Source organism: Saccharopolyspora galaxeae (genome assembly GCF_016526145.1).
Taxonomy (GTDB): domain Bacteria; phylum Actinomycetota; class Actinomycetes; order Mycobacteriales; family Pseudonocardiaceae; genus Saccharopolyspora_C; species Saccharopolyspora_C galaxeae.
In genome coordinates, this window is sequence record NZ_JADDUE010000018.1 from 26,454 (window position 1) to 45,613 (window position 19,160).

Below are 19,160 nucleotides of genomic sequence, written 5' to 3' on the forward strand. Positions count from 1 at the left end.
CGGTCGGTGCCGGACTGAGCTGCGTCAGCTGAACGCGGCGACGGCGCCGCCGTCCACCAGCAGGTCGGTTCCGGAGATGAAGCTCGCCGCGGGGCCGAGCAGGAACGCCGCCGCCTCGGCGATCTCCGTGGCGGTTCCGGGGCGTCCCGCGTTCGACGCGGCGATCATGGCGCGCATGTCCGGGCCGCTTCGCCCGGCCAGCTCGGCCCGTCCCATCGGGGTCTCGATGATGCCGGGGCTGATCGAGTTGATCCGGGCTCCGTTCGCGCCCCACGTGCGGCTGGCGGCCTGCACGCGCAGCAGGTTGGCCCGCTTGGCGAAGGAATAGGCGTGCCCGGGGTCGGCGAAGCCCGCGGGGTCGGTGACCGGCAGCGACAGCAACTCGGCTGCGGGTGCGGTGGCCAGCTGCCCGGCGAGCTCGGGCGCGAACCCGGGATGGCCGTGCGCGGCCATGCCGGCGATCACCACGCCCGCACCACCGGGCGCGATGACCTCGGCGAACTCCTCGATCACGAGCGCGACGCCGAGCAGGTCCACGGTCAGCACCGCGGACACATCGGCCTGCACCGGCGAGAGCCCGGCGGTGTGCACCACGGAGCCGACCTCGCCGAGCGAAGCCGCCTGCCTGGCGAGCGCGGTGACCGATTCCGGCGAGCCGACGTCGACGTGCGCGGTGGTCGTGGTGCATCCCGCGCCGTCCAGTTCGGTCGCCGCCGAGTGCAGGGTTTGCCGGTCGTGGTCGGCGATCAGCAGGTGCGCTGCGGGGCCCAGGCGCCGGGCGATGGCCGATCCAATCCCGCCGCTACCGATGATCACCGCGACCTGCTGCGCCATGCGCTCCACCTTCGCCGGATCGGGCCGGGTGCGGGCCGGTTCACCGGCTGGTCCTGCATCCGGGCAATTTCCAACGAGTGCAGGACTATCACAGGGCGGTCCGGCGGCCGGAACATCGGCGCTGCGAGCGCGATGGCCGGACGGCCCTGCCGTGCCACATACCACTCGTGGCGGGCAGGAACCCAGCCTCGCTGGGAGGACTGTCACTCTCGCAGGCAGCGACGTCGGCGCGGGAATGCGCGGGGAGTCCGGGTGCGTTGTCCGCGCGGTGGGCGCCGTTCCCCAGCCGGCCGTGCGCCGAACCACCAAGTGCTCCGGCGCTTCCGTTCCGGTCATTGAGACACCACGGCCCCGAGGTTCCGGAGCCCTGGCCTCCCGGCGCGCGGACCCGATGACCCGGCCTGACCTGCCGCTCTGCGGCGGTGCGGCCGCTGCCGGAGCGGCAGGCGAGCCGCGAGCGGCCGCCCGGGGCCTGTTCGCCAGGGACGAACACGCCCCCGTAGATCGCTTCATCTGGAATGGTCGGACGGGCCCGTCCGTTAACCAGGGGAGTCGACGACAAGAAAGCCCGACCGCACCAGCGGTCCCGAGTTAGACCAGCAAGACCGGCCGCGCGAGCGGTCACCAGTTGCACTGGCCGGCCAGCGGCCGGAGTCACGTCGACCGCCACGGCGGTCAGGGGAGTGCGAATGTTCGAGAGGTTCACCGACCGCGCTAGGCGGGTGGTCGTCCTGGCCCAGGAAGAGGCCCGGGAGCTCGGCCACAGCTACATCGGCACCGAGCACGTCCTGCTGGGCTTGATCCAGGAGGGCGGGGGTGTCGCCGCCAAGGCGCTCGAGTCGTCGGGGCTGGACCGCGCAGATGTGCGCCGGGAAGTCGAGGAGACGATCGGCCGGGGCGAGCGCTCACCGGCCGAGAACCTGCCGTTCACCCCCGGTGCCAAGAAGGTGCTGGAGCTGTCGCTGCGCGAGGCGCTGCAACTCGGCCACGAGCACATCGGCACCGAGCACATCCTGCTCGGCCTGCTCCGCGAGGGCGAGGGCATCGCGGCCCAGGTCCTGATCAAGCTCGGCGCCGACCTCGACCGGCTGCGCGAGGAGGTGCTGCAGCTGCTGTCGGATTCGACCGGCGGTGGCGCGGAGCCCTCCGGCGCCGGCGCGCGGGGCGGCGGCCAGCCGTCCTCCGCCACGACGCTCGACCAGTTCGGCTCGAATCTGACCAAGCGCGCCACCGACAACGACCTGGACCCGGTGATCGGCCGGGAGCAGGAGACCGAGCGCATCATGCAGGTGCTCGCCCGGCGCACCAAGAACAACCCGGTGCTGCTCGGCGAGGCCGGTGTCGGCAAGACCGCCGTCGCCGAGGGCCTGGCGCAGCGGATCGCGGCGGGCGACGTCCCGGAGACGCTGCGGGACAAGCAGCTCTACACGCTGGACATGAGCTCGCTGGTCGCCGGTGCGCGCTACCGCGGTGACTTCGAGGAGCGCCTGAAGAAGGTGCTCAAGGAGATCGACAGCCGCGGCGACATCATCCTGTTCATCGACGAGATCCACACGCTCGTCGGCGCCGGGGCCACCGAGGGCGCGATCGACGCGGCCAACCTGTTCAAGCCGGTGCTGGCCCGCGGCGAGCTGCAGGTCATCGGCGCGACCACGCTGGACGAGTACCGCAAGCACATCGAGAAGGACCCGGCGCTGGAACGCCGCTTCCAGCCGGTCCAGGTGGGCGAGCCGTCGCTGGACACCTCGGTGCAGATCCTGCGGGGCCTGCGCGACCGGTACGAGGCGCACCACCGCGTGACGTTCACCGACTCCGCGCTGACCACCGCGGCCAGCCTGGCGGACCGCTACATCAGCGACCGCTACCTGCCGGACAAGGCGATCGACCTGATCGACGAGGCCGGTGCGCGCACCCGGATCAACCGGGTGATCGCCGGTGAGGACGACGCGGAGACCGAAGCGCAGGTCGGTGACGAGCAGATCGCCGAGGTGCTGGCGAACTGGACGGGTATCCCGGTGTTCAAGCTGACCGAGGAGGAGACGACTCGGCTGCTGAGCATGGAGGACGAGCTGCACAAGCGCGTGATCGGCCAGGAGGACGCGGTCAAGGCCGTGTCGCAGGCGATCCGCCGCACTCGTGCCGGGTTGAAGGACCCGAAGCGTCCGGCCGGTTCGTTCATCTTCGCCGGCCCGTCCGGTGTGGGTAAGACCGAGCTGTCCAAGGCACTGGCGGAGTTCCTGTTCGGCGACGACGACGCGCTCGTGCAGATCGACATGGGCGAGTACCACGACCGCGCTACCGCGTCGCGGCTGACCGGTGCTCCTCCCGGCTACGTGGGCCACGAGGAAGGCGGGCAGCTGACCGAGAAGGTGCGGCGCAAGCCGTTCTCGGTGGTGCTGTTCGACGAGATCGAGAAGGCGGATCAGGAGATCTACAACACGCTGCTGCAGGTGTTGGAGGACGGTCGCCTGACCGACGGTCAGGGCCGCACGGTGGACTTCAAGAACACCGTGCTGATCTTCACCTCGAACTTGGGCACGGGCGACATCTCCAAGGCCGTGGGCCTGGGCTTCTCCGCGGGGAACTCGGCGGAGTCCAACTACGAGCGGATGAAGTCCAAGGTCAACGAGGAGATGAAGAAGCACTTCCGGCCGGAGTTCCTGAACCGCATCGACGACGTGATCGTGTTCCACCAGCTGACCGAGAACGAGATCGTGCAGATGGTGGACCTGCTCACCGGCCGGGTGGAGAAGGCGCTCAAGGGCAAGGACATGTCCTTGGAGCTGACCTCGACCGCGAAGAAGCTGCTGGCCAAGCGCGGGTTCGACCCGGTGCTGGGTGCGCGGCCGCTGCGCCGCACGATCCAGCGCGAGGTGGAGGACCGGCTGTCCGAGAAGATCCTGTTCGGCGAGGTCGAGGCCGGCCAGATCGTGATCGTGGACGTCGAAGGCTGGGACGGCGAAGGCTCCGACGACCAGGCGCAGTTCACCTTCCGCGGCGAGACCAAGCCGTCGCCGGCGCCGGACGTCGCACCGGCCGACTTGGCCGGCTCCGCCGGCTGACGCCGCAGAACCGATGACCGCCGCCGCACCGGAACCTTCCGGTGCGGCGGCTTCTGCTATCCGGCCCGGATGAGATGGACGCCGGTCCGGTGGCGGAAACTCAGCCGTCGCTGACCGGAGGAGTCGTGGCGGGATGACCGGTGCCCGCACCGGTGCATCGCCTACCTGGCCGCGCGCCGGTTGCGCAGGAAACGCAGGAATGACCGGGTCAAGTTCACCAGGACCAACGTCATTCCTGCCCACGGCAGCAGCAGCATGAAGATCCGGACGAGGCCGACCGCGGTTCCGGCGATGCCCCCGGCTCGCGCGAACTCGCCGACGCCGCGGGCCTGGTCGAGCAATGCTTGCCACAGCCCGGGCAGCACGTAGGGCGCGAGCGCCAGGAATCCGATGATCCAGTAAGCCAGGCACGGGATCACCAGCACGACCCACACCGCGATCACCCGCCGAGTCCACGGCTTGAGCTCGCGCACCCGCGGATGCGGCTCCCGGCCGGGCACCATGCTGCGCAGCGTCGGCCCCATCCGGTCGAACAGGTCGGGCACGCCGACGAGATCGCTCAGGATGTAGTACCCGTCGAGCCGGATCGACGGCAGGAACTGCCAGACCGTCGTCGCTTGCCAGGCCACCAGCGCGGCCAGCAGCCACGCCGAGTCCGTGCGGGCGTAACAGGCGATCATGATCAGGATGGCGAGCGCGTTGAAGTAGATCCCGCCGAGGTCGGTGCGCAGCCTGCCACCGCGGCTGAGCCGGTAGGAGTCGGTCACGGTGCTGTACATCGCCGGCCAGACCAGGTAGATGCCCACACCCATGGTGCCGGGCCGGGCGCCGCCGTAGCGGCAGGCCGCGACATGGCCGAACTCGTGGAACAACCCGGCGCCGGTCAGCAGCCCCAGCACCAGCAGGATCTGCTCCGGCCGCTCGATCAGTGATTGCGCGCCTGCGACGAGCCGTCCCGCCGCACCATTGGTGGCCAGCCAGATGTCGGCGGCCGCGAACCCCGCCACGACGAGCACCACGACGGGTGGCCAGAACAGGGGCATGAACACGCCGGCGATGGCCGACACGACGCGCTCGGGCAGCAGCGCGACCCGGAACCGGAGTGCCAGCAGCCGGTCCCGCCCCTTCGGCAGCGGCTGCTCAGGACGGTCCGCGCCCGCCGCGACCATCCCGGCCTTGTGCAGCCTGTTGTCGATGAGGAAGGAGACCTGCTCGGCGGTGATCTCGCGGCCCACCGTGTCGCCGAGGTCGGTAGCGACCTGCGAGAAGCTGCGGTGCCCGTCGAGCTGCGCCGCGAGCAGGTACAGCAGCCGGGACACCTGCAGGACCTGGCCGTCGGGGCGGCGGACGAGGTACGGCGGTTCGCGGTGCCCGGATCCCTGGTACTCGCCGATCAACTCGGTGCCGGGCATGAGCGCGGGTACCGCGTGATCCGCGACGTCCGATTCGGCGGCGGGATCACCCGGCGCTGGCGTGGTGTCCAATTCGCCCCCAGGCGTTGGAAAAGTTCCGCGTGGCCCCGGCGGCTCCGGAGACCGGCCGGTTCGGTGCTGCCGCGTCGAATATTGAACGACCGCGGCGGGCCGGCAACCTGGTCGCCGGCCCGCCGCGGGGTTCAGGGCGCGCGATCAGCCGACGTTGCCGCCGCCGTCACCGCCGACACCGTCGCCACCGATTCCGTCGCCGCCGACGCCGTCGCCGCCGTCGCCGCCGTCGCCGCCATCGCCACCGGCACCGCCGTCACCACCGGCGCCGCCGTTGCCGCCACCCTGGCCACCGCCGTTGCCGCCGCCCTGGCCGCCGTCGCCGCCGGTGACATCACCCGTCGTGGGGTCGCCGGAGTGCTCCTGCGAGACGTCCGCGTCCACCCCTTCGGTGCCGTGCGGCGGGGTGTGCACCACGGTCACGTCGCTGCCTCCGGGCGTGGGGAAGGCGAGCGTCGTCATGACCGAGCGGGCGGGCAGCAACTCCACGCGCTGATCTTCCAATTCCACGGAGCTCAGCAGCGGAAAGGTTTCAGACATCAGAAAACTCCTTTCGCGTGAAACACAACGAACTCCGGGAATTGCGGACCGAGGATGCCCCTGATTCCTCGCCGGCGGTCCGTTCTGGTGAATCGGGCCGAACGTTAGAAGCGCCGGAACGGCCGCGCAGGCCGACTCACTCCCCCGGCGGGCGGCCGCCGACGCCCGTTCGCGGAGCGGGTCCGCGCGTGGTACTCACCCGCCGATCAACCTTGGCAAGTTTGCCAATGCTCGAGTGGGACGGCTGGTACGCCGCAACTCGCGCAAAACCGGCCGTGGCGGATGCGCGCAATCCTCGGAGATCGGTTCCGCTGTGTCGTGGCCGCCGGGAAGCGCTCGTCCCGGCGGCCACGGCCTCACCGTGCTCAGTGATTCCGCTGCGCGATGTCGGCGAGCCCGGCGACACCGCCCGCACCGCCTTGGCCACCGGCGCCGCCGAAGTCCTGGACGCCGTCCAGCCCGCGCAGGCCCTGCAGCCCTCCGGTGCTGCCGATCCCTTCGCCGTCACCACCGGTTCCGCCGTCGCCGCCGTTGCCGCCGGCGCCGTTGGTCACCTTGATCGTGCTGCCGCCCTGATGCGAGAGGGTGCCCGCGTTCGGCAGGCCGCCGTGTCCGCCGGTGCCTCCGGTTCCGCCGTCGCCTTCCCGCTCGTAACCGCGGGGCAGGTCCTGCGCGCGGGCGTTCTCGGTACCGGCGTCGCCGCCCACGCCACCGATGCCACCCGCGCCGCCCGCGCCGCCGCGGAGGTCGACGACGTCCGGCCCGGTGCTGATGATGGTGCCGCTCGGACCGTTGCCGGGTCCGGCGCGACCATTGTCGGCGTCCGTGCCGCCTCCGCCGTTGCCGCCGTTGCCGCTGCGGGTGGAGGCGGTTCCGTCGCCGCCCGTGCCGCCGACACCGCCGGTTCCGCTGTCGCCGCCGGTGACGGTGATCTCGTCGGTTCCGTCGCCGCTGTAGATCCGGCCCAGGTTGCCCGCGCCGCCGCTACCCGCGTTGCCGCCGTCACCGCCGCGCGAGTCGGCGGGATCGGTGCTGCCCGGGCCGCCCTTGCCGCCTTGGCCGCCGTTGCCGCCCGGACCGCCGGTCACGTCGACCGTGTCGTCGCCGGTGCCCGCGTCGATGACGCCGGACTCGGTGACTCCGGCGCCGCCGTTGCCGCCGCTGCCGCCCGCGCCCGCGCTGCCGCCGTCGCGCGGGGTGGCGCGCGTGGCTGCGGGGGTTCCGTCGGCGTTCTTGCCGTTCTTGCCGTTGCGGGCCTTGCCGTAGTCGCCGTCGGGGCCGAGGAAGCCGTTGCCGCCGTCGCCGCCGTTGCCGCCGCTGCGGCCGGTGACGATGATCTCGTCGTCGCCGTCACCGGCTTCGACCGTGCCCGCGACGGCTCCGCGCAGCACGATCCGGTCGTTGCCGGGGGTGCCTCGGAGGGTCTCGCCTTCGGGTACCCCGCGGTCGCAGACGATGTCGTCGCCGGAGCCGTTGGAGGTGCGGGTGCACGATGCCGGGTCGGCGTGCGCGGCAGGCACGGAGGCGAGGCCGAAGGCCACGGCGAGCACGCTCGCGCCGGGCAGCGCCCACAGGTTCCGGAGGGAAGTTCCGGTGCCCGGGTGCGCGGCAGGCGGGGCCGGGTCTTGGGGCGAGAGTTCCGGATGCCGTCGATGGGTCATCGACACAACTCCTCACTCAACGTGATCTTTTTGGGCCGAACAGTCGAAGATCTTAGGCTGAACGGGCCTGGGCCCGCCGGAATCGAAAGAGTGGTGTCGGATCACTCCCGGCCGCTTTCACCTGATCGGTGGGGTGCCTCGGCGGCGCGGTGGATTGTCGCCGCACGACGATTGGAGAACGCGTCCGAAGTGTGGAAACGGCACTTTCAAAGAAATTCAGGCACGCATTATCAATATCTCAGAAGGGATCCGAGGCGCGCTTTCCTGGTCGATCACGTTAGTTCGCCGGAGCGGCGCTCCGGATTGGCCTGCAAGGTCATTTCCGAAGGTGATCATGGCTGCTAGCAGCATTATTGCCATGTTCCGTCACAGCAGCGTCACAGCGGACCGGTTCCGGTGGGAGTCGGTCGATTGTTCCGTGGAACGCTCGGCCGCAGCCGCATTCCGCAGTGCGCGGGAGTGGCCGAACCCCTACCTTCGAGCTGCTACCAACGAACTGGGGCGTTGGGATGGGGGATCCGGGCCGGGCATCGATCTCCGGGGAATTCCGCCAACCCCTTCGACGAAGGAGGACCAAGTGTTCTATGCGACTGAACCGCTCAGCTACGCCGAGCTGGAAGACGAGCGCGTGGAGTTCCTGCCCGCACGCACGGTCATGACGACCTTGCCGCTCGCGCGGGGAGGCGGACCGGGGGTCGTCAACGGCGGCGACGGCGGCGACGGCAGCAGTGGCGGCGGCGGCAACGGCGGCGGTGACGGTGGCGATGGTGGCGACGGCAACGGCGGCGTCAGCGGCGGGCCGGGCGGATTCGGCGGCAATGGCATCGGCGGCAACGGCATCGGCGCCCCTGGTGTGGGCGGCCCGGGCGGTGGCAACGTCTGGTGACCGGCGCCGGGAGCTGCGAGGTGGGCCGGTCGCGCGACCGGCCCACCTCCGCATCAGCCCGAATTCAACGCACCCGCATCAATGCACCGAGACCAGCCCGAGCGCGAAGCCGGCCGCGATGACCACCGCGGAGACCAGCAGCGCCCACTTGATCGCGAACCGGTGCTGGTCACCGAGATCCACCCTGGACAGCCCGATCAGCACGTACATCGCGGGCACCAGCGGGCTGAGCATGTGGATCGGCTGGCCCAGCAGCGACGCGCGGGCGATCTCCATCGCGGGGATGCCGTGCTGCGCGGCGGTCTCGGCCAGGATCGGCACGACGCCGAAGTAGAACGCGTCGTTGCTCATGAAGAAGGTGAACGGCACGCTCAGCACCGCGACCACGATGCTGAAGTACGGGAACAGCGCATCCGGCATCCCGTGCAGCAGGTACTGCGCCATCTGCTCGATCATCCCGGTGCCGGAGAGCACACCGGTGAACACCGCGGCGGCGAAGACCATCGAAACCACCGCGACGACGCTGTCGGCGTGCGCAGCGAGCCGCTCGCGCTGCTGCTTAACCGTCGGGTAGTTCACGATCAGCGCCACGCCGGTACCGATCATGAACAGCACCGCGATCGGCAGCACACCGGTGATCAGCGCGACCAGCAGTGCGGCGGTCAGCGCCGCGTTGAACCAGATCAGCTTCGGGCGCAGGCTGTCGCGTTCCGGCGCCAGCACGTCGAATTCGCCCGAGTCCGCCGGAGTGCCCGAATCTGCCGAAGCGCCGGTGTCCGCCGAAGATCCGGCGCCGGCCGCTGGGCCGGTGGCGACACCGCCGCCACCGGCGGTGACCAGCTCCGCCGACCGGGTCCGCGACTTCGCCCGCTCCCGCACGCCGAGCACGTAGGCGATGCCGAACACCGCCACCAGTCCGGCGCCCAGCGCCGGGATCATCGGCACGAACATCTCCTGCGGATCCAGCTGCAGCACGCTCGCCGCCCGCGCGGCCGGGCCGCCCCAGGGCACGATGTTCAGGATCGCGTTGGTCATGCAGGCCAGGCCGGTCATCAGCACCGGGCTCACACCGAGCTTGCGGTAGATCGGCAGCAGCGCCGAAACGGTGATCATGAACGTGGTGGTGCCGTCACCGTCCAGCGAGACCACCGCGACCAGCGCGACCGTGCCCATGATCAGCTTCAGGGGGTCGTCGCCGGTCAGCTTGACCACCACGCGGGCGATCGGGTCGAACAGCCCGGCGTCGATCATGATGCCGAAGTAGAGGATGGCGAACATCAGCATCGCCGCCGTGGGGGCCAGCGAGGTGATCCCCTCGGTGACCATGTCGCCGAGGTCGGGCGCGAACCCGGCGAGCACCGCGAACGCGGCCGGGACCACGATCAGCGCGACCATCGGCGCGAGCCGCTTGCTCATCACCAGGTAGAGGAAGATCCCCACCATCGCCAAGCCGAGCAATGCGATCAACGCACTACCCCCTTTCCGTGACCTCGGCGTGGCCGGGGGCAACCACGACGTGGCCCGGGCAACACCGTTGTTCCAACCGGCGGAACCGTAGGGGCTCGATGCCGGGGCGGGGGAGTGTTGCCGACGTTGTCCGCCTATTCCGCGTTCAAGGCGTTCTGCGCGTTTTGCTCCCTCGGTAGGGTCGGGTGCCATGTCCCGCCGCCGACCCATGCGGTTCGCCCGGCAGGTGCTCGCGCTGCAGATCGGGCTGATCGTGCTCGTCGCAGGCGTCGGTTTCGCACTCGCCGGCTCGTTGCTCGAGCGCAGCCTGGTGCACCAGTACGGGCAGCGCGCGCTGGGCGTGGCTCGCGCGGTCGCCGCCGACGCCGAGCTGGCGGCGAACGTCGCCGACCCCGCTTCGCGGCCGCTGGTCGCCGAGCGGGCCGAGCGCGCCCGGCGAGCGACCGGCGCGCTGTTCATCGTGGTCACCGACGAACGCGGCATCCGGCTCTCGCACCCGGATCCGGCCCGGATCGGCCGGCCGGTGAGCACCGACCCGTCTCGGGTGCTCGCCGGCGGGGAAGTCGTCAACGTGCGGCGCGGCACGCTCGGCCCCTCGGCGCGCGGGAAGGTGCCGCTGCGGGCCCCGTCGGGGCGGGTGCTCGGCCAGGTCAGCGTCGGCTTCGACGCCCAGGAGATCGACAGCACGTTCCTGCGGCTGATGAGCACCTCGGCGCTGCTGACCGGTGGGGCGCTGGTCGTCGGCGTGGCCGGTTCGACGTTGCTGACGCGGCTGCTCAAGCGGCGCACGCTGGGATTGGAGCCGCACGAGCTGACCGGCTTGCTGCGCCAGCGCGAAGCGGTGCTCTACGGCATCGGGGAGGGCGTGCTCGCGGTCGACGCCGCCGGCCGGGTTTCGGTGGTCAACGCCGAGGCCCAGCGCCTGCTGCGGATCAGCGTCGAGCCGGGCACCCCGGTCCGGGCGCTCGACCTGCCGCCGCGGCTGCGCGCGGCGCTGCTGGAGCAGCGGGCCGAGGACCTGCTCACCGTCACCGAGGATCGCGTGCTGCTCGCCCGGTACCGGCCGGTGCGCCGCGGCGGCACCGACCTCGGCGGTGTGGTGACGCTGCGCGACCGCACGGATCTGGAGAAGCTGACCCGGGAGCTGGAGGCGGTGCGCGGCACGGCCGACGTGCTGCGCGCGCAACGCCACGAGTTCACCAACCGGCTGCACGCGCTGTCGGGGCTGCTGCAGACCGGGCATCACGAGGACGCGGTGGAGTACCTGCAAGTGCTGTCCGCGGGCTCGGTCGCCGGACTCGGCCCGGCCGCCGCCGCGGTGCGCGACTCCTACCTGGTCTCGCTGCTGTCGGCGAAGAAGGCCGCGCTGGGGGAGAAGGGCGTGTCGTTGGAACTCGGGGAGACCAGCTGGGTCGCGACCGGTGTCGCCGCGCCGGTCGAGGTCACCACGGTCGTCGGCAACCTGGTCGACAACGCGGGCGAGGCCGCGCGCGCCGGAGCGCGGCGGCCCGCGCGCGTGGAGGTGGACCTGCTCTCCGACGGCACGACCTTGCACGTGTCGGTCGCCGACACCGGCGACGGGATTCCCGCCGACGCGCGCGACGGCGTCTTCGCCGAAGGTGTGTCCACCAAGGAGGGTCAGGGGCGCGGGCTCGGCCTCGCGCTCACCCGGCAGGCGGCAGGCAGCCTCGGCGGCGAAGTGCGGCTGACCGATCCCGGCGGAGCCGAGCACGGGGCGGTGTTCGTCGCACGGCTGCCGGGCGTGTTGGAGCCGCGGCGGGCCGGTGCAGCCCCCGAGGACTCGGAGTCCACAATGGACAGCAATGCCACGAGGGACGAAGGCGGCGCGGCCGACGCCGAACCTCCCGAGGAACAGGAGGCGAACCGATGATCCGGGTCCTCGTCGTCGAGGACGACTTCCGCGTCGCCCGGGTGCACGCCGAGTTCACCGACCAGGTGGCTGGCTTTCGCACCGTCGGCATCGCGCATTCCGCCGCGCAGGCCCGCGAGCTCGTCGACGAGCGGTACCCGGACCTGCTGCTGCTGGACAACTACCTGCCGGACCGCTCCGGGATAGCGCTGCTCGGCGAGCTGGACGTGGACGCGATCATGCTCACCGCGGCGGCCGACCCGGCGTCGGTGCGCGCGGCGCTGGCCGCCGGGGCGTTGAACTACCTGGTCAAACCGTTCACCGCGGACCAGTTGCAGCAGCGCTTGACCGCCTACGCGCACTACCACGCGCGGCTGCCCGCCGAAGGCGGCAAGGTCGACCAGGCCGAGATCGACCGCGCGATGCGGCTGCTGCACGAGGGCGACCAGCCCGGCACGCCGAAGGGCCGCTCGACGATCACCACCCGGCTGATCGTGGATGCGTTGCGCGGCGCCGAAGGCCCGCGTTCGGCCGCCGAGGTGGCCGAGCAGCTCGGCGTGGCGCGCGCGACGGCGCAGCGCTACCTCGCGGGGCTCGCCCAGGACGGCAAGGTGGACATGACCTTGCGCTACGGCGCCAGCGGTCGTCCGGAGCACCAGTACGCGCTCATCGAGTGAGCCGATCTCCCGCGGGATTTCCGTTGCGGCGCCCGGCGTTTACCTATTCGGCCAGGAAGTCCCGCACCAGATCGGTCGCCGAGGGGCGGCGCTCCAGGAAGTAGGCGTGGCGCGCGTCCGGCAGCAGGTGCAGCCGGGCATCCGGGATGCGTTCGGTCAGCAGCGGGGCGTTGCCCGGCGGGGTGAGCCGGTCCTGTTCGCCGTGCAGGACCAGCGTCGGCGCGGCGATCCGCGGCAGCAACTCCCAGGCGTCGTGCTCGTTGCTGGCCACCAGGTGCCTGCGCTTGGCGTGCGCGGGCATGTCCGGGTCGCCGAGAACCTGGTCCGTGCGGGGATCTTCGGCGGGCCAGGACGGCGTGAACATCAACTCCACCAAGGCCTGCCGCGCGGCACCGGGATCCGGCTGGGCCAGCGCGCGCCGCACGTCCGCGTCCCGCTCCGTCGCGTGTGGACCGCCGGGCGAGGTGCAGCCCAGCACCAGCCGCCGCACCCGCCCGGGATGCAGCGCGGCGAGCCATTGCGCGACGCGCCCGCCCATCGACGTGCCGTAGACGTCGGCGCGTTCGACGCCGAGCTCGTCGAGCACCGCGACCACGTCCGCGGCGAAGCCCCGCGTGGAATAAGGCTCGTCCGGTTTCCCGCTGCCGCCGGTTCCGCGGTAGTCGACCGTGATCGTGCTGTGCGCGGGGTGGAAGTCCTCGCGGACGCCGTCCCACCAGTGGTGGTCGTTCGCCTGGCCGGCCAGCAGGACCAGTGGGTGTCCGGTGCCCTGGCATTGGTGGGCAAGTGCGGTTCCGTCGTGCGCGCGGGCGTGCGCGCGCACCTGGTCTGCGGCTGGCATCGGATCCTCTCCGGCGGACGTCTCGTCGTGGCGCCCGTCAGCTTTTCAAAAGACCCGGACAGCTTTTTCAGAGGCCCGGACAGCTTTTCAGGGGCCCGGAGCGATCAACGCAGTCGCCCAGCGTCAGCGGGTTTCGAGCCGGGCGCTGGTGAGCACGCCGGTGAACGCGGCCGAGAGCTCCACCTCGCCGGAGGTCTCGTGGTGGTGCAGCCACTCCGTGATCTCCGGCCGGTCCGCTGCGTGGGTGCGCAACGTGTCCCCGACGATGCGCTGCCACACCTGCTGGTTGACCCCGAAGCTGAACGGCTCGGAGGTGACCGCGAGACCGCGCTCGGCCAGCAGCGCGGGCAACCGGCGGCCCGCCCACGCCTGGGGCAGCGAGTCCCGCATGATCTCGACGATCTCGTCCACCAGGCTCGGGCGGAACGGTCCCGTCGGGAGCAGCATGGCGCCGTAGTCGAGCTCGAAGCTGACCAAGCGCCCGCCCGGGCGCAGCAGCCGCAGCAGCTTCTCGGCCGCCGCCCCGAGATCGTCCTGGTAGATCAGCACCCGCTCGGTGCGCACCACGTCCGCGGAGCCTGCGAGCTCGCCGGGTTCGGTGAGGTCGTGCACGTGCCAGCTCAGGTTCCGCGTCGACAACCGCTCCTGCGCCTGCGTCAGCAGCTTCTCGTTGCGGTCCGTGCCGCGCACCGCGACGTCCGGGTGGTCGGTGGCCAGCCTGCCGGTCTCGATGCCCAGCCCGCAGCCGGAGTCGACCAGGACCTCGCCGTCACGCAGGTCCATCGCCTCGCGCATCGCCCGGTGGATCCGCTGGATCCCGGGCAGCCGGTCGACGGTGTGCAGGAACTGCGCGAGCGTGTCGGCGCTGCCCCGCTCGGGCGCGCGGAATCCGGTGTGCAGGTCGAATCCGGCGGTCATGCGGCTATCACCATGGGTCCGATGTCGAGGGGTGCTTGCAGGTTGCCGAACAGCTCCATCAGCGTCGCCACGCGCTGCAGGCTCGTGACGTCGGTGCTGAGGGGGTATCGGCTGGGGGAGAGCACGGCGGAGATCCGCTCGTCGATCTTCAGGTCCCGTTGCAGCACGGTGCGCAGCGTCGACGGGTTCTGGCAGCGGCGTTGCGCCTCGCGCAGGGCGGAGCGGAACGCGCGCAGCGTGTTCGGGCACTTCTCGATCAGCGGCGCCAGCGCGCCGTATCCGTCGATCGGGATCTGCGCAGCGGCGCCCGCGGTGGGGTCGACCAGGCGTTTCACGCCGTGCTGCACTTCGGCCGCGGACAGGAACGGTTCGGGCAGGAACGCCGCGTCGACGTCGCCGGACAGCAGGGCGTCGGTCATCTTCGGGAACCCGCGCTGCACGTAGCGGACCTGATCCGGGCGGATTCCCGCGGTTTGCAGCTGGGCATTCGTGGTCAGCGTGGCGACGTTGTCGAATGCGTTGACGCCCACGGTCTTGCCCGCAAGATCCGCCGCCTCGTTCAGCCCGGAATCGGATTCGGCCACCACCGCGAAGTTGTCCGGCGCGGCCCGGCTGCCTTCGGCGATGATCCGGGCGGGGCCGCCGCCCGCGAAATTCTGGATCAACGACGGGTAGTTGCTGAACGTGATATCGAGTTTCCCGGACAGCAGCTCGGGGACCGCGAATGCGCCGCTGGCGACTTGTTGCAGCCGGACGTTCAGTCCGGCTTGCTGGAATAGGCCTTCCTGGGCGGCGAGGTGCAGCGGCGCTGCGCCCACGATCGGCAGCGCCCCCACCAGCAGTTCCGGTTGCTCGATGCCCTCGGTGCGCGGAACCGTGCCGCTTCGGGTGCTGCCCAGCGAGGTGGCACAGCCAGTCATGGCGAATGCGCCGAGAGTGCCGGCCAACAACGTTCGGCGGCTGGGTCGGTTCGCGCTCATCGGGTGCCGAGAATGCCACGTTACGGCGGCGCTGGGAAACATGACAGATTTCACGTCGGCGGCCTTGCCCGAACTTGCCGCATTCGCGGGCCGCGGCCGGCCCGCTTGCCGTTTCTTGCGCCGGTGGAATTCAGGCGCGAACGGCGGAAATGTTCTCCCGCCGTTCGCGGAAGTTTCGCCGCGGCCGGCTGCCGCCGGCAATTTATCGCATTGCGTGCACGAATCGACACGTTTCGAAATATTAAATCAGTCGGTTGACTTAAAACCTGGTGTCCGGTAGGTCTGGAATGGGCGGCGAGCACCAGCGGACGCGTCCTGCGCCATCCAGCGCGGCCCGGCCGGTGTGGCGGATCGAGGAGAGAAGAGGCAGTCGCATGACCGACCAGCCGGACGCCTGCACCGGGCTCGGCTTCGACCCGGAGGAGCTGCGCGCGCGGTACCGCGCCGAACGCGACCGGCGGCTGCGCCCGGACGGCTCGGCGCAGTACATCGAGCCGACCGGCGACTTCGGCTACTACGTCGACGATCCGCACGCGGTGGAGTTCACCAGGCAGCCCTGCGTCGACGACGTGGACGCGGTGGTGGTCGGCGGCGGATTCGGCGGCCTGATCGCGGGCGCGCGGCTGCGCCAGGCCGGGCTCGGCTCGATCCGGATCGTGGAGCGCGGCAGCGACGTGGGCGGCACCTGGTACTGGAACCGCTACCCGGGCGTTCGCTGCGACATCGAGTCCTACATCTACCTGCCGCTGCTGGAGGAGGTCGGCTATGTGCCGACCGAGAAGTACACCTGCGGCGCGGAGATCCACCGGCACGCCCAAGCCATCGCGGAGACCTTCGACCTCTACCGCGAAGCCTGCTTGCAGACCGAGGTCACCGGTGCGGAGTGGGACTCCGAACGGGGTCGCTGGACGGTCACCACCGACCGCGGCGACCGCATGACGGCCCGCTACGTCGTGTTCGCCTGCGGAGTCTTCGGCCGCCCGAAGCTGCCCGGGATTCCCGGCATCGACGGCTTCCGCGGGCACACCTTCCACACCAGCCGCTGGGACTACGCCTACACCGGCGGCGACCAGACCGGCGGGATGCACCGGCTCGCGGACAAGCGGGTCGCGGTCATCGGCACCGGTGCCACGGCCATCCAGTGCGTGCCCCACCTGGCGGCCGACGCCGAGCGGCTGTACGTCTTCCAACGCACACCGTCCGTTGTGGACGAACGCGGCAACCGTCCCACCGATCCGGAGTGGGCCGGCGCGCTGCGCCCGGGATGGCACCGGCGGCGCCGGGACAACTTCCTCGCCGTCGTCGCGGGCCGGGCGGACGCGGACGTGGTGGGCGACCGGTGGGGCGATCTCACCCGGCACTTCCAGGCCGAGCTGGCCAAGCTGGACGACCGGGAGATCGACGATCCGCAGCGGCGCGAGCTCGCCAGGGAGATCGCCGATTTCCGCAAGATGAACGACATCCGCGCCCGAGTGGAGTCCATCGTGGACGACGATGCGACCGCGCGGGCGCTGCAGCCGTGGTACCGGCACGACTGCAAACGGCCTACCTACAGCGACGAGTACCTGCCCGCGTTCAACCGGCCCAATGTGACCCTCGTGGACACCGAGGGGCGTGGTGTCGAACGCATCACCGCGAACGGCGCGGTCAGCGGCGGTGTCGAGTACGAGCTGGACTGCTTGATCTTCGCGACGGGTTTCGAGATCGGCCGCGCGCACCCGGCGTTCTCCGGTCCGCCGATCCGCGGGCGGGGCGGGCGCACGCTCGCCGAGCACTTCCGCGGTGGGATTCGCACGCTGCACGGCTTCACCAGCCACGGCTTCCCGAACCTGTTCTGCATGGGGCTCTCGCACAACGCGGTGGCGGTGAACTTCGCGCACGTCCTGGACGACCAGGCCGCGCACATCGGCGCGGTGATCGCGGAGGCGGAAAAGCGCCAGGCACCCTACGTCGAGCCCAGCGTGGCGGCGGAGCGCGAGTGGACCGAGTCGATCCGGCGGTCCGCGCGCCCGAACAAGGTGCAGGCCGAGTGCACCCCGGGCTACTACAACAACGAAGGCAAACCGCCGCCGGTGCGCGAGTCGTACACCGGCGACGCCCTCGAGTTCGCCGAGTTGATGCGGAGTTGGCGCGCGGGGTCCGGCCTGGCGGAGGTGCTGCCGGAATGACGAGCGAGTTCACCCCGGCGACCGATTCCGGTGCCGCCGCAGGATTCGGCGCCACTTCCCGCTCCGGCCCCGCTGCCCGCTTCGGCACAGTTTCCCGCTTCGGCACTGCCGGAAGTTCGACACCGCGCAGTACCCGCTGGGACGTGGCCAGGCTGACCGAGCCGAACCGGCTCTGGGGCGCCAACGGCATCGCATTCGGCCCCGACGGGCGGTTGCACGTGGCGCAGGTCCTAGGTGGACAGATCAGCGCGGTGGACACGACTTCGGGCGATGTGGAGGTCGTGGTCGGGCAGGACGGCCCGGTTCGCACGCCCGACGACGTCGCGTTCGGCGCGGGCGGCGAGATGTACATCGCCGACATCGCGCCGGGCCGGGTGTGGCGGCGCGACGCGGCGGGCGAGCTGGATCTCGTGGCGAGTTCGGTCCGGTTGCCCAACGGCATCACCTGCCTCGGCGACCGGCTGTTCGTCAACGAGATGCGCCCGGACGGAGAGCTGGTCGAGCTGTTCGGATCCGGTGCCGAACCCGCGCTGCTGACCGGCGGCCTGGCGATGGGCAACGCGATGCAGATCGGCCCGGACGGGAAGCTGTACTACCCGCACATGCGCACCGGCCAGGTCTGGCGGATCGCTCCGGACGGCGGCGTTCCCGAACTGGCCGCGGAGGTCGGTTCACCGGTCGCGGTGCGGTTCGACCGCGCGGGCACGCTGGTGGTGCTCTCCACCGGACCGGCCGGGCTGATCACCCGCATCGACCTGGCTTCCGGGAACCGGACCGAGGTCGTGACCGGGATCGGCGGGCTGGACAACGCCGCGTTCGACGACGAGAACCGGATGTTCGTGTCCAGCTTCGCGCACGGCGGAGTCATGCAGGTGCAGCAGGACGGGCGCAGCCGGGAGATCGTCCGGCGCGGCCTGAACGGCCCGTACGGGATCGCCGCGGGCTGCGGCGGCACCGTTTACGCGGTCGACCACTTCAGCTTGGCGCGCACGACCGATTCCGGCGCCGTCGCTTCGGTGGACGTCGTCGGCGGCGGAATGCCCACGTTCGCGCGTTGTGCCGCCGCGGACGGCGACGGGCTCGCGCTGAGCACGGTGACGGGCGAGGTGCACGCCTACGACCCGCAGCGCAGATCCACGCGGCGGAGGGCCTCGGGTCTGGGCGAGCTCACGGGGATCGCGGTCGGGCCGGGCGGCGAGGTCGTCGTGGCCGCATCGGGCTCCGGCCGGGTCCTGCGCCTCGACGAGTCGGACGAGGTGCAGGTGCTCGCCGACGGGCTCGATCATCCCGTGGGCGTGGCCGTCGACGATGCCGGTGCCTGCTACGTCAGCGACGACCGCCGCGGGCAGGTGCTGCGCCTCGACGACGAGCCGGTCGTCGTGGCCGACGGGCTTGGCGAGCCGCAGGGGATCGCCGTGCTCGGCGACGAACTGCTGGTGATCGAGGTCGAGCATCGGTGGTTGCGCCGGATCTGCCTGCGCACGGGCGCGAGCACGATCGAGGCCGAGGACTTGGCGGTGGGCCTGCCACCCGGCGGGGCCGAACCGTCCGACGGCGGCGGGATGACCTACCGGCCGCCCGCGTTCGCCGATCTCGCGGTCGCGCCGGACGGCTCGGTGCTCGTCGCGGCCAACGGCGAAGGAAGCGTGCTGAGGCTGCGGCCGCCGCCAACGGCCTGAGCCCCGTCACCTGTGGTCATCGGCTGCGCCTCCCGTGGTCGGGTTCTGATCGTGGCACGCGTGCGCATGCGGGCTGTTCGGCAGGGCCGCGGT

14 protein-coding genes are annotated in these 19,160 nt (G+C 71.2%); 6 read left to right on the forward strand and 8 right to left on the reverse strand.

The window, feature by feature from the left end; translation table 11 throughout:
- Positions 1 to 24: 24 nt before the first annotated feature.
- Positions 25 to 834 (reverse strand): SDR family oxidoreductase, encoded by an 810-nt coding sequence (locus INP57_RS27930; protein ID WP_200073362.1) that lies wholly within the window; start codon positions 832 to 834, stop codon positions 25 to 27.
- Between the two features lie 689 nt (positions 835 to 1,523).
- Here INP57_RS27930 and INP57_RS27935 point away from each other — a divergent pair.
- Entirely contained in the window at positions 1,524 to 3,896 is a 2,373-nt protein-coding gene (locus tag INP57_RS27935; protein ID WP_200073363.1) for an ATP-dependent Clp protease ATP-binding subunit, read from the forward strand.
- Between the two features lie 161 nt (positions 3,897 to 4,057).
- Here INP57_RS27935 and INP57_RS27940 read toward each other — a convergent pair whose 3' ends face one another.
- The 3 genes from INP57_RS27940 to INP57_RS27950 form a co-directional block, all read right to left on the reverse strand.
- Positions 4,058 to 5,380 (reverse strand): hypothetical protein, encoded by a 1,323-nt coding sequence (locus INP57_RS27940; protein ID WP_233628487.1) that lies wholly within the window; start codon positions 5,378 to 5,380, stop codon positions 4,058 to 4,060.
- Between the two features lie 144 nt (positions 5,381 to 5,524).
- Positions 5,525 to 5,920 carry a hypothetical protein gene (locus INP57_RS27945; RefSeq protein ID WP_200073364.1) on the reverse strand — a complete coding sequence of 132 codons (396 nt, stop codon included), beginning with the start codon at positions 5,918 to 5,920 and terminating at the stop codon, positions 5,525 to 5,527.
- Positions 5,921 to 6,285: 365 nt separating this feature from the next.
- The gene (locus tag INP57_RS27950) at positions 6,286 to 7,581 is read right to left on the reverse strand and encodes a hypothetical protein (protein ID WP_200073365.1); all 1,296 of its coding nucleotides are present in this window, start codon (positions 7,579 to 7,581) and stop codon (positions 6,286 to 6,288) included.
- Positions 7,582 to 8,158: 577 nt separating this feature from the next.
- Here INP57_RS27950 and INP57_RS27955 point away from each other — a divergent pair.
- Positions 8,159 to 8,467, forward strand: a complete 309-nt coding sequence (locus INP57_RS27955) for a hypothetical protein (protein ID WP_200073366.1) — start codon at positions 8,159 to 8,161, stop codon at positions 8,465 to 8,467.
- Between the two features lie 78 nt (positions 8,468 to 8,545).
- Here the strand turns inward: INP57_RS27955 and INP57_RS27960 are convergent, their stop codons facing one another.
- Complete coding sequence (locus tag INP57_RS27960) at positions 8,546 to 9,934, reverse strand: CitMHS family transporter (RefSeq protein ID WP_200073367.1); 1,389 nt, start codon at positions 9,932 to 9,934, stop codon at positions 8,546 to 8,548.
- A gap of 190 nt (positions 9,935 to 10,124) precedes the next feature.
- Between INP57_RS27960 and INP57_RS27965 the strand changes: the two genes are divergently transcribed.
- Positions 10,125 to 11,825 carry a sensor histidine kinase gene (locus tag INP57_RS27965; RefSeq protein WP_233628489.1) on the forward strand — a complete coding sequence of 567 codons (1,701 nt, stop codon included), beginning with the start codon at positions 10,125 to 10,127 and terminating at the stop codon, positions 11,823 to 11,825.
- On the forward strand, positions 11,822 to 12,481 hold the full coding sequence (locus INP57_RS27970) for a response regulator (RefSeq protein WP_200073368.1): 660 nt from the start codon (positions 11,822 to 11,824) through the stop codon (positions 12,479 to 12,481). Before INP57_RS27965 ends, INP57_RS27970 begins: the two co-directional genes overlap by 4 nt.
- Positions 12,482 to 12,524: 43 nt before the next feature.
- On the opposite strand, the gene INP57_RS27975 is transcribed toward INP57_RS27970, so the two are convergent.
- The 3 genes from INP57_RS27975 to INP57_RS27985 form a co-directional block, all read right to left on the reverse strand.
- Complete coding sequence (locus INP57_RS27975; protein WP_200073369.1) at positions 12,525 to 13,322, reverse strand: alpha/beta fold hydrolase; 798 nt, start codon at positions 13,320 to 13,322, stop codon at positions 12,525 to 12,527.
- 123 nt (positions 13,323 to 13,445) lie between these two features.
- The gene (locus INP57_RS27980) at positions 13,446 to 14,240 is read right to left on the reverse strand and encodes a methyltransferase domain-containing protein (protein WP_200073370.1); all 795 of its coding nucleotides are present in this window, start codon (positions 14,238 to 14,240) and stop codon (positions 13,446 to 13,448) included.
- Positions 14,237 to 15,421 (reverse strand): ABC transporter substrate-binding protein, encoded by a 1,185-nt coding sequence (locus INP57_RS27985; RefSeq protein WP_233628497.1) that lies wholly within the window; start codon positions 15,419 to 15,421, stop codon positions 14,237 to 14,239. Before INP57_RS27985 ends, INP57_RS27980 begins: the two co-directional genes overlap by 4 nt.
- A 173-nt stretch (positions 15,422 to 15,594) precedes the next feature.
- On the opposite strand from INP57_RS27985, the gene INP57_RS27990 reads away from it, so the two are divergent.
- Together INP57_RS27990 and INP57_RS27995 are read left to right on the forward strand one after the other, a co-directional pair.
- Positions 15,595 to 17,388, forward strand: a complete 1,794-nt coding sequence (locus tag INP57_RS27990; protein WP_200073372.1) for a flavin-containing monooxygenase — start codon at positions 15,595 to 15,597, stop codon at positions 17,386 to 17,388.
- The gene (locus INP57_RS27995; protein WP_233628499.1) at positions 17,385 to 19,067 is read left to right on the forward strand and encodes an NHL repeat-containing protein; all 1,683 of its coding nucleotides are present in this window, start codon (positions 17,385 to 17,387) and stop codon (positions 19,065 to 19,067) included. The genes INP57_RS27990 and INP57_RS27995 overlap by 4 nt, the downstream gene beginning before the upstream one ends.
- Positions 19,068 to 19,160: the final 93 nt, after the last annotated feature.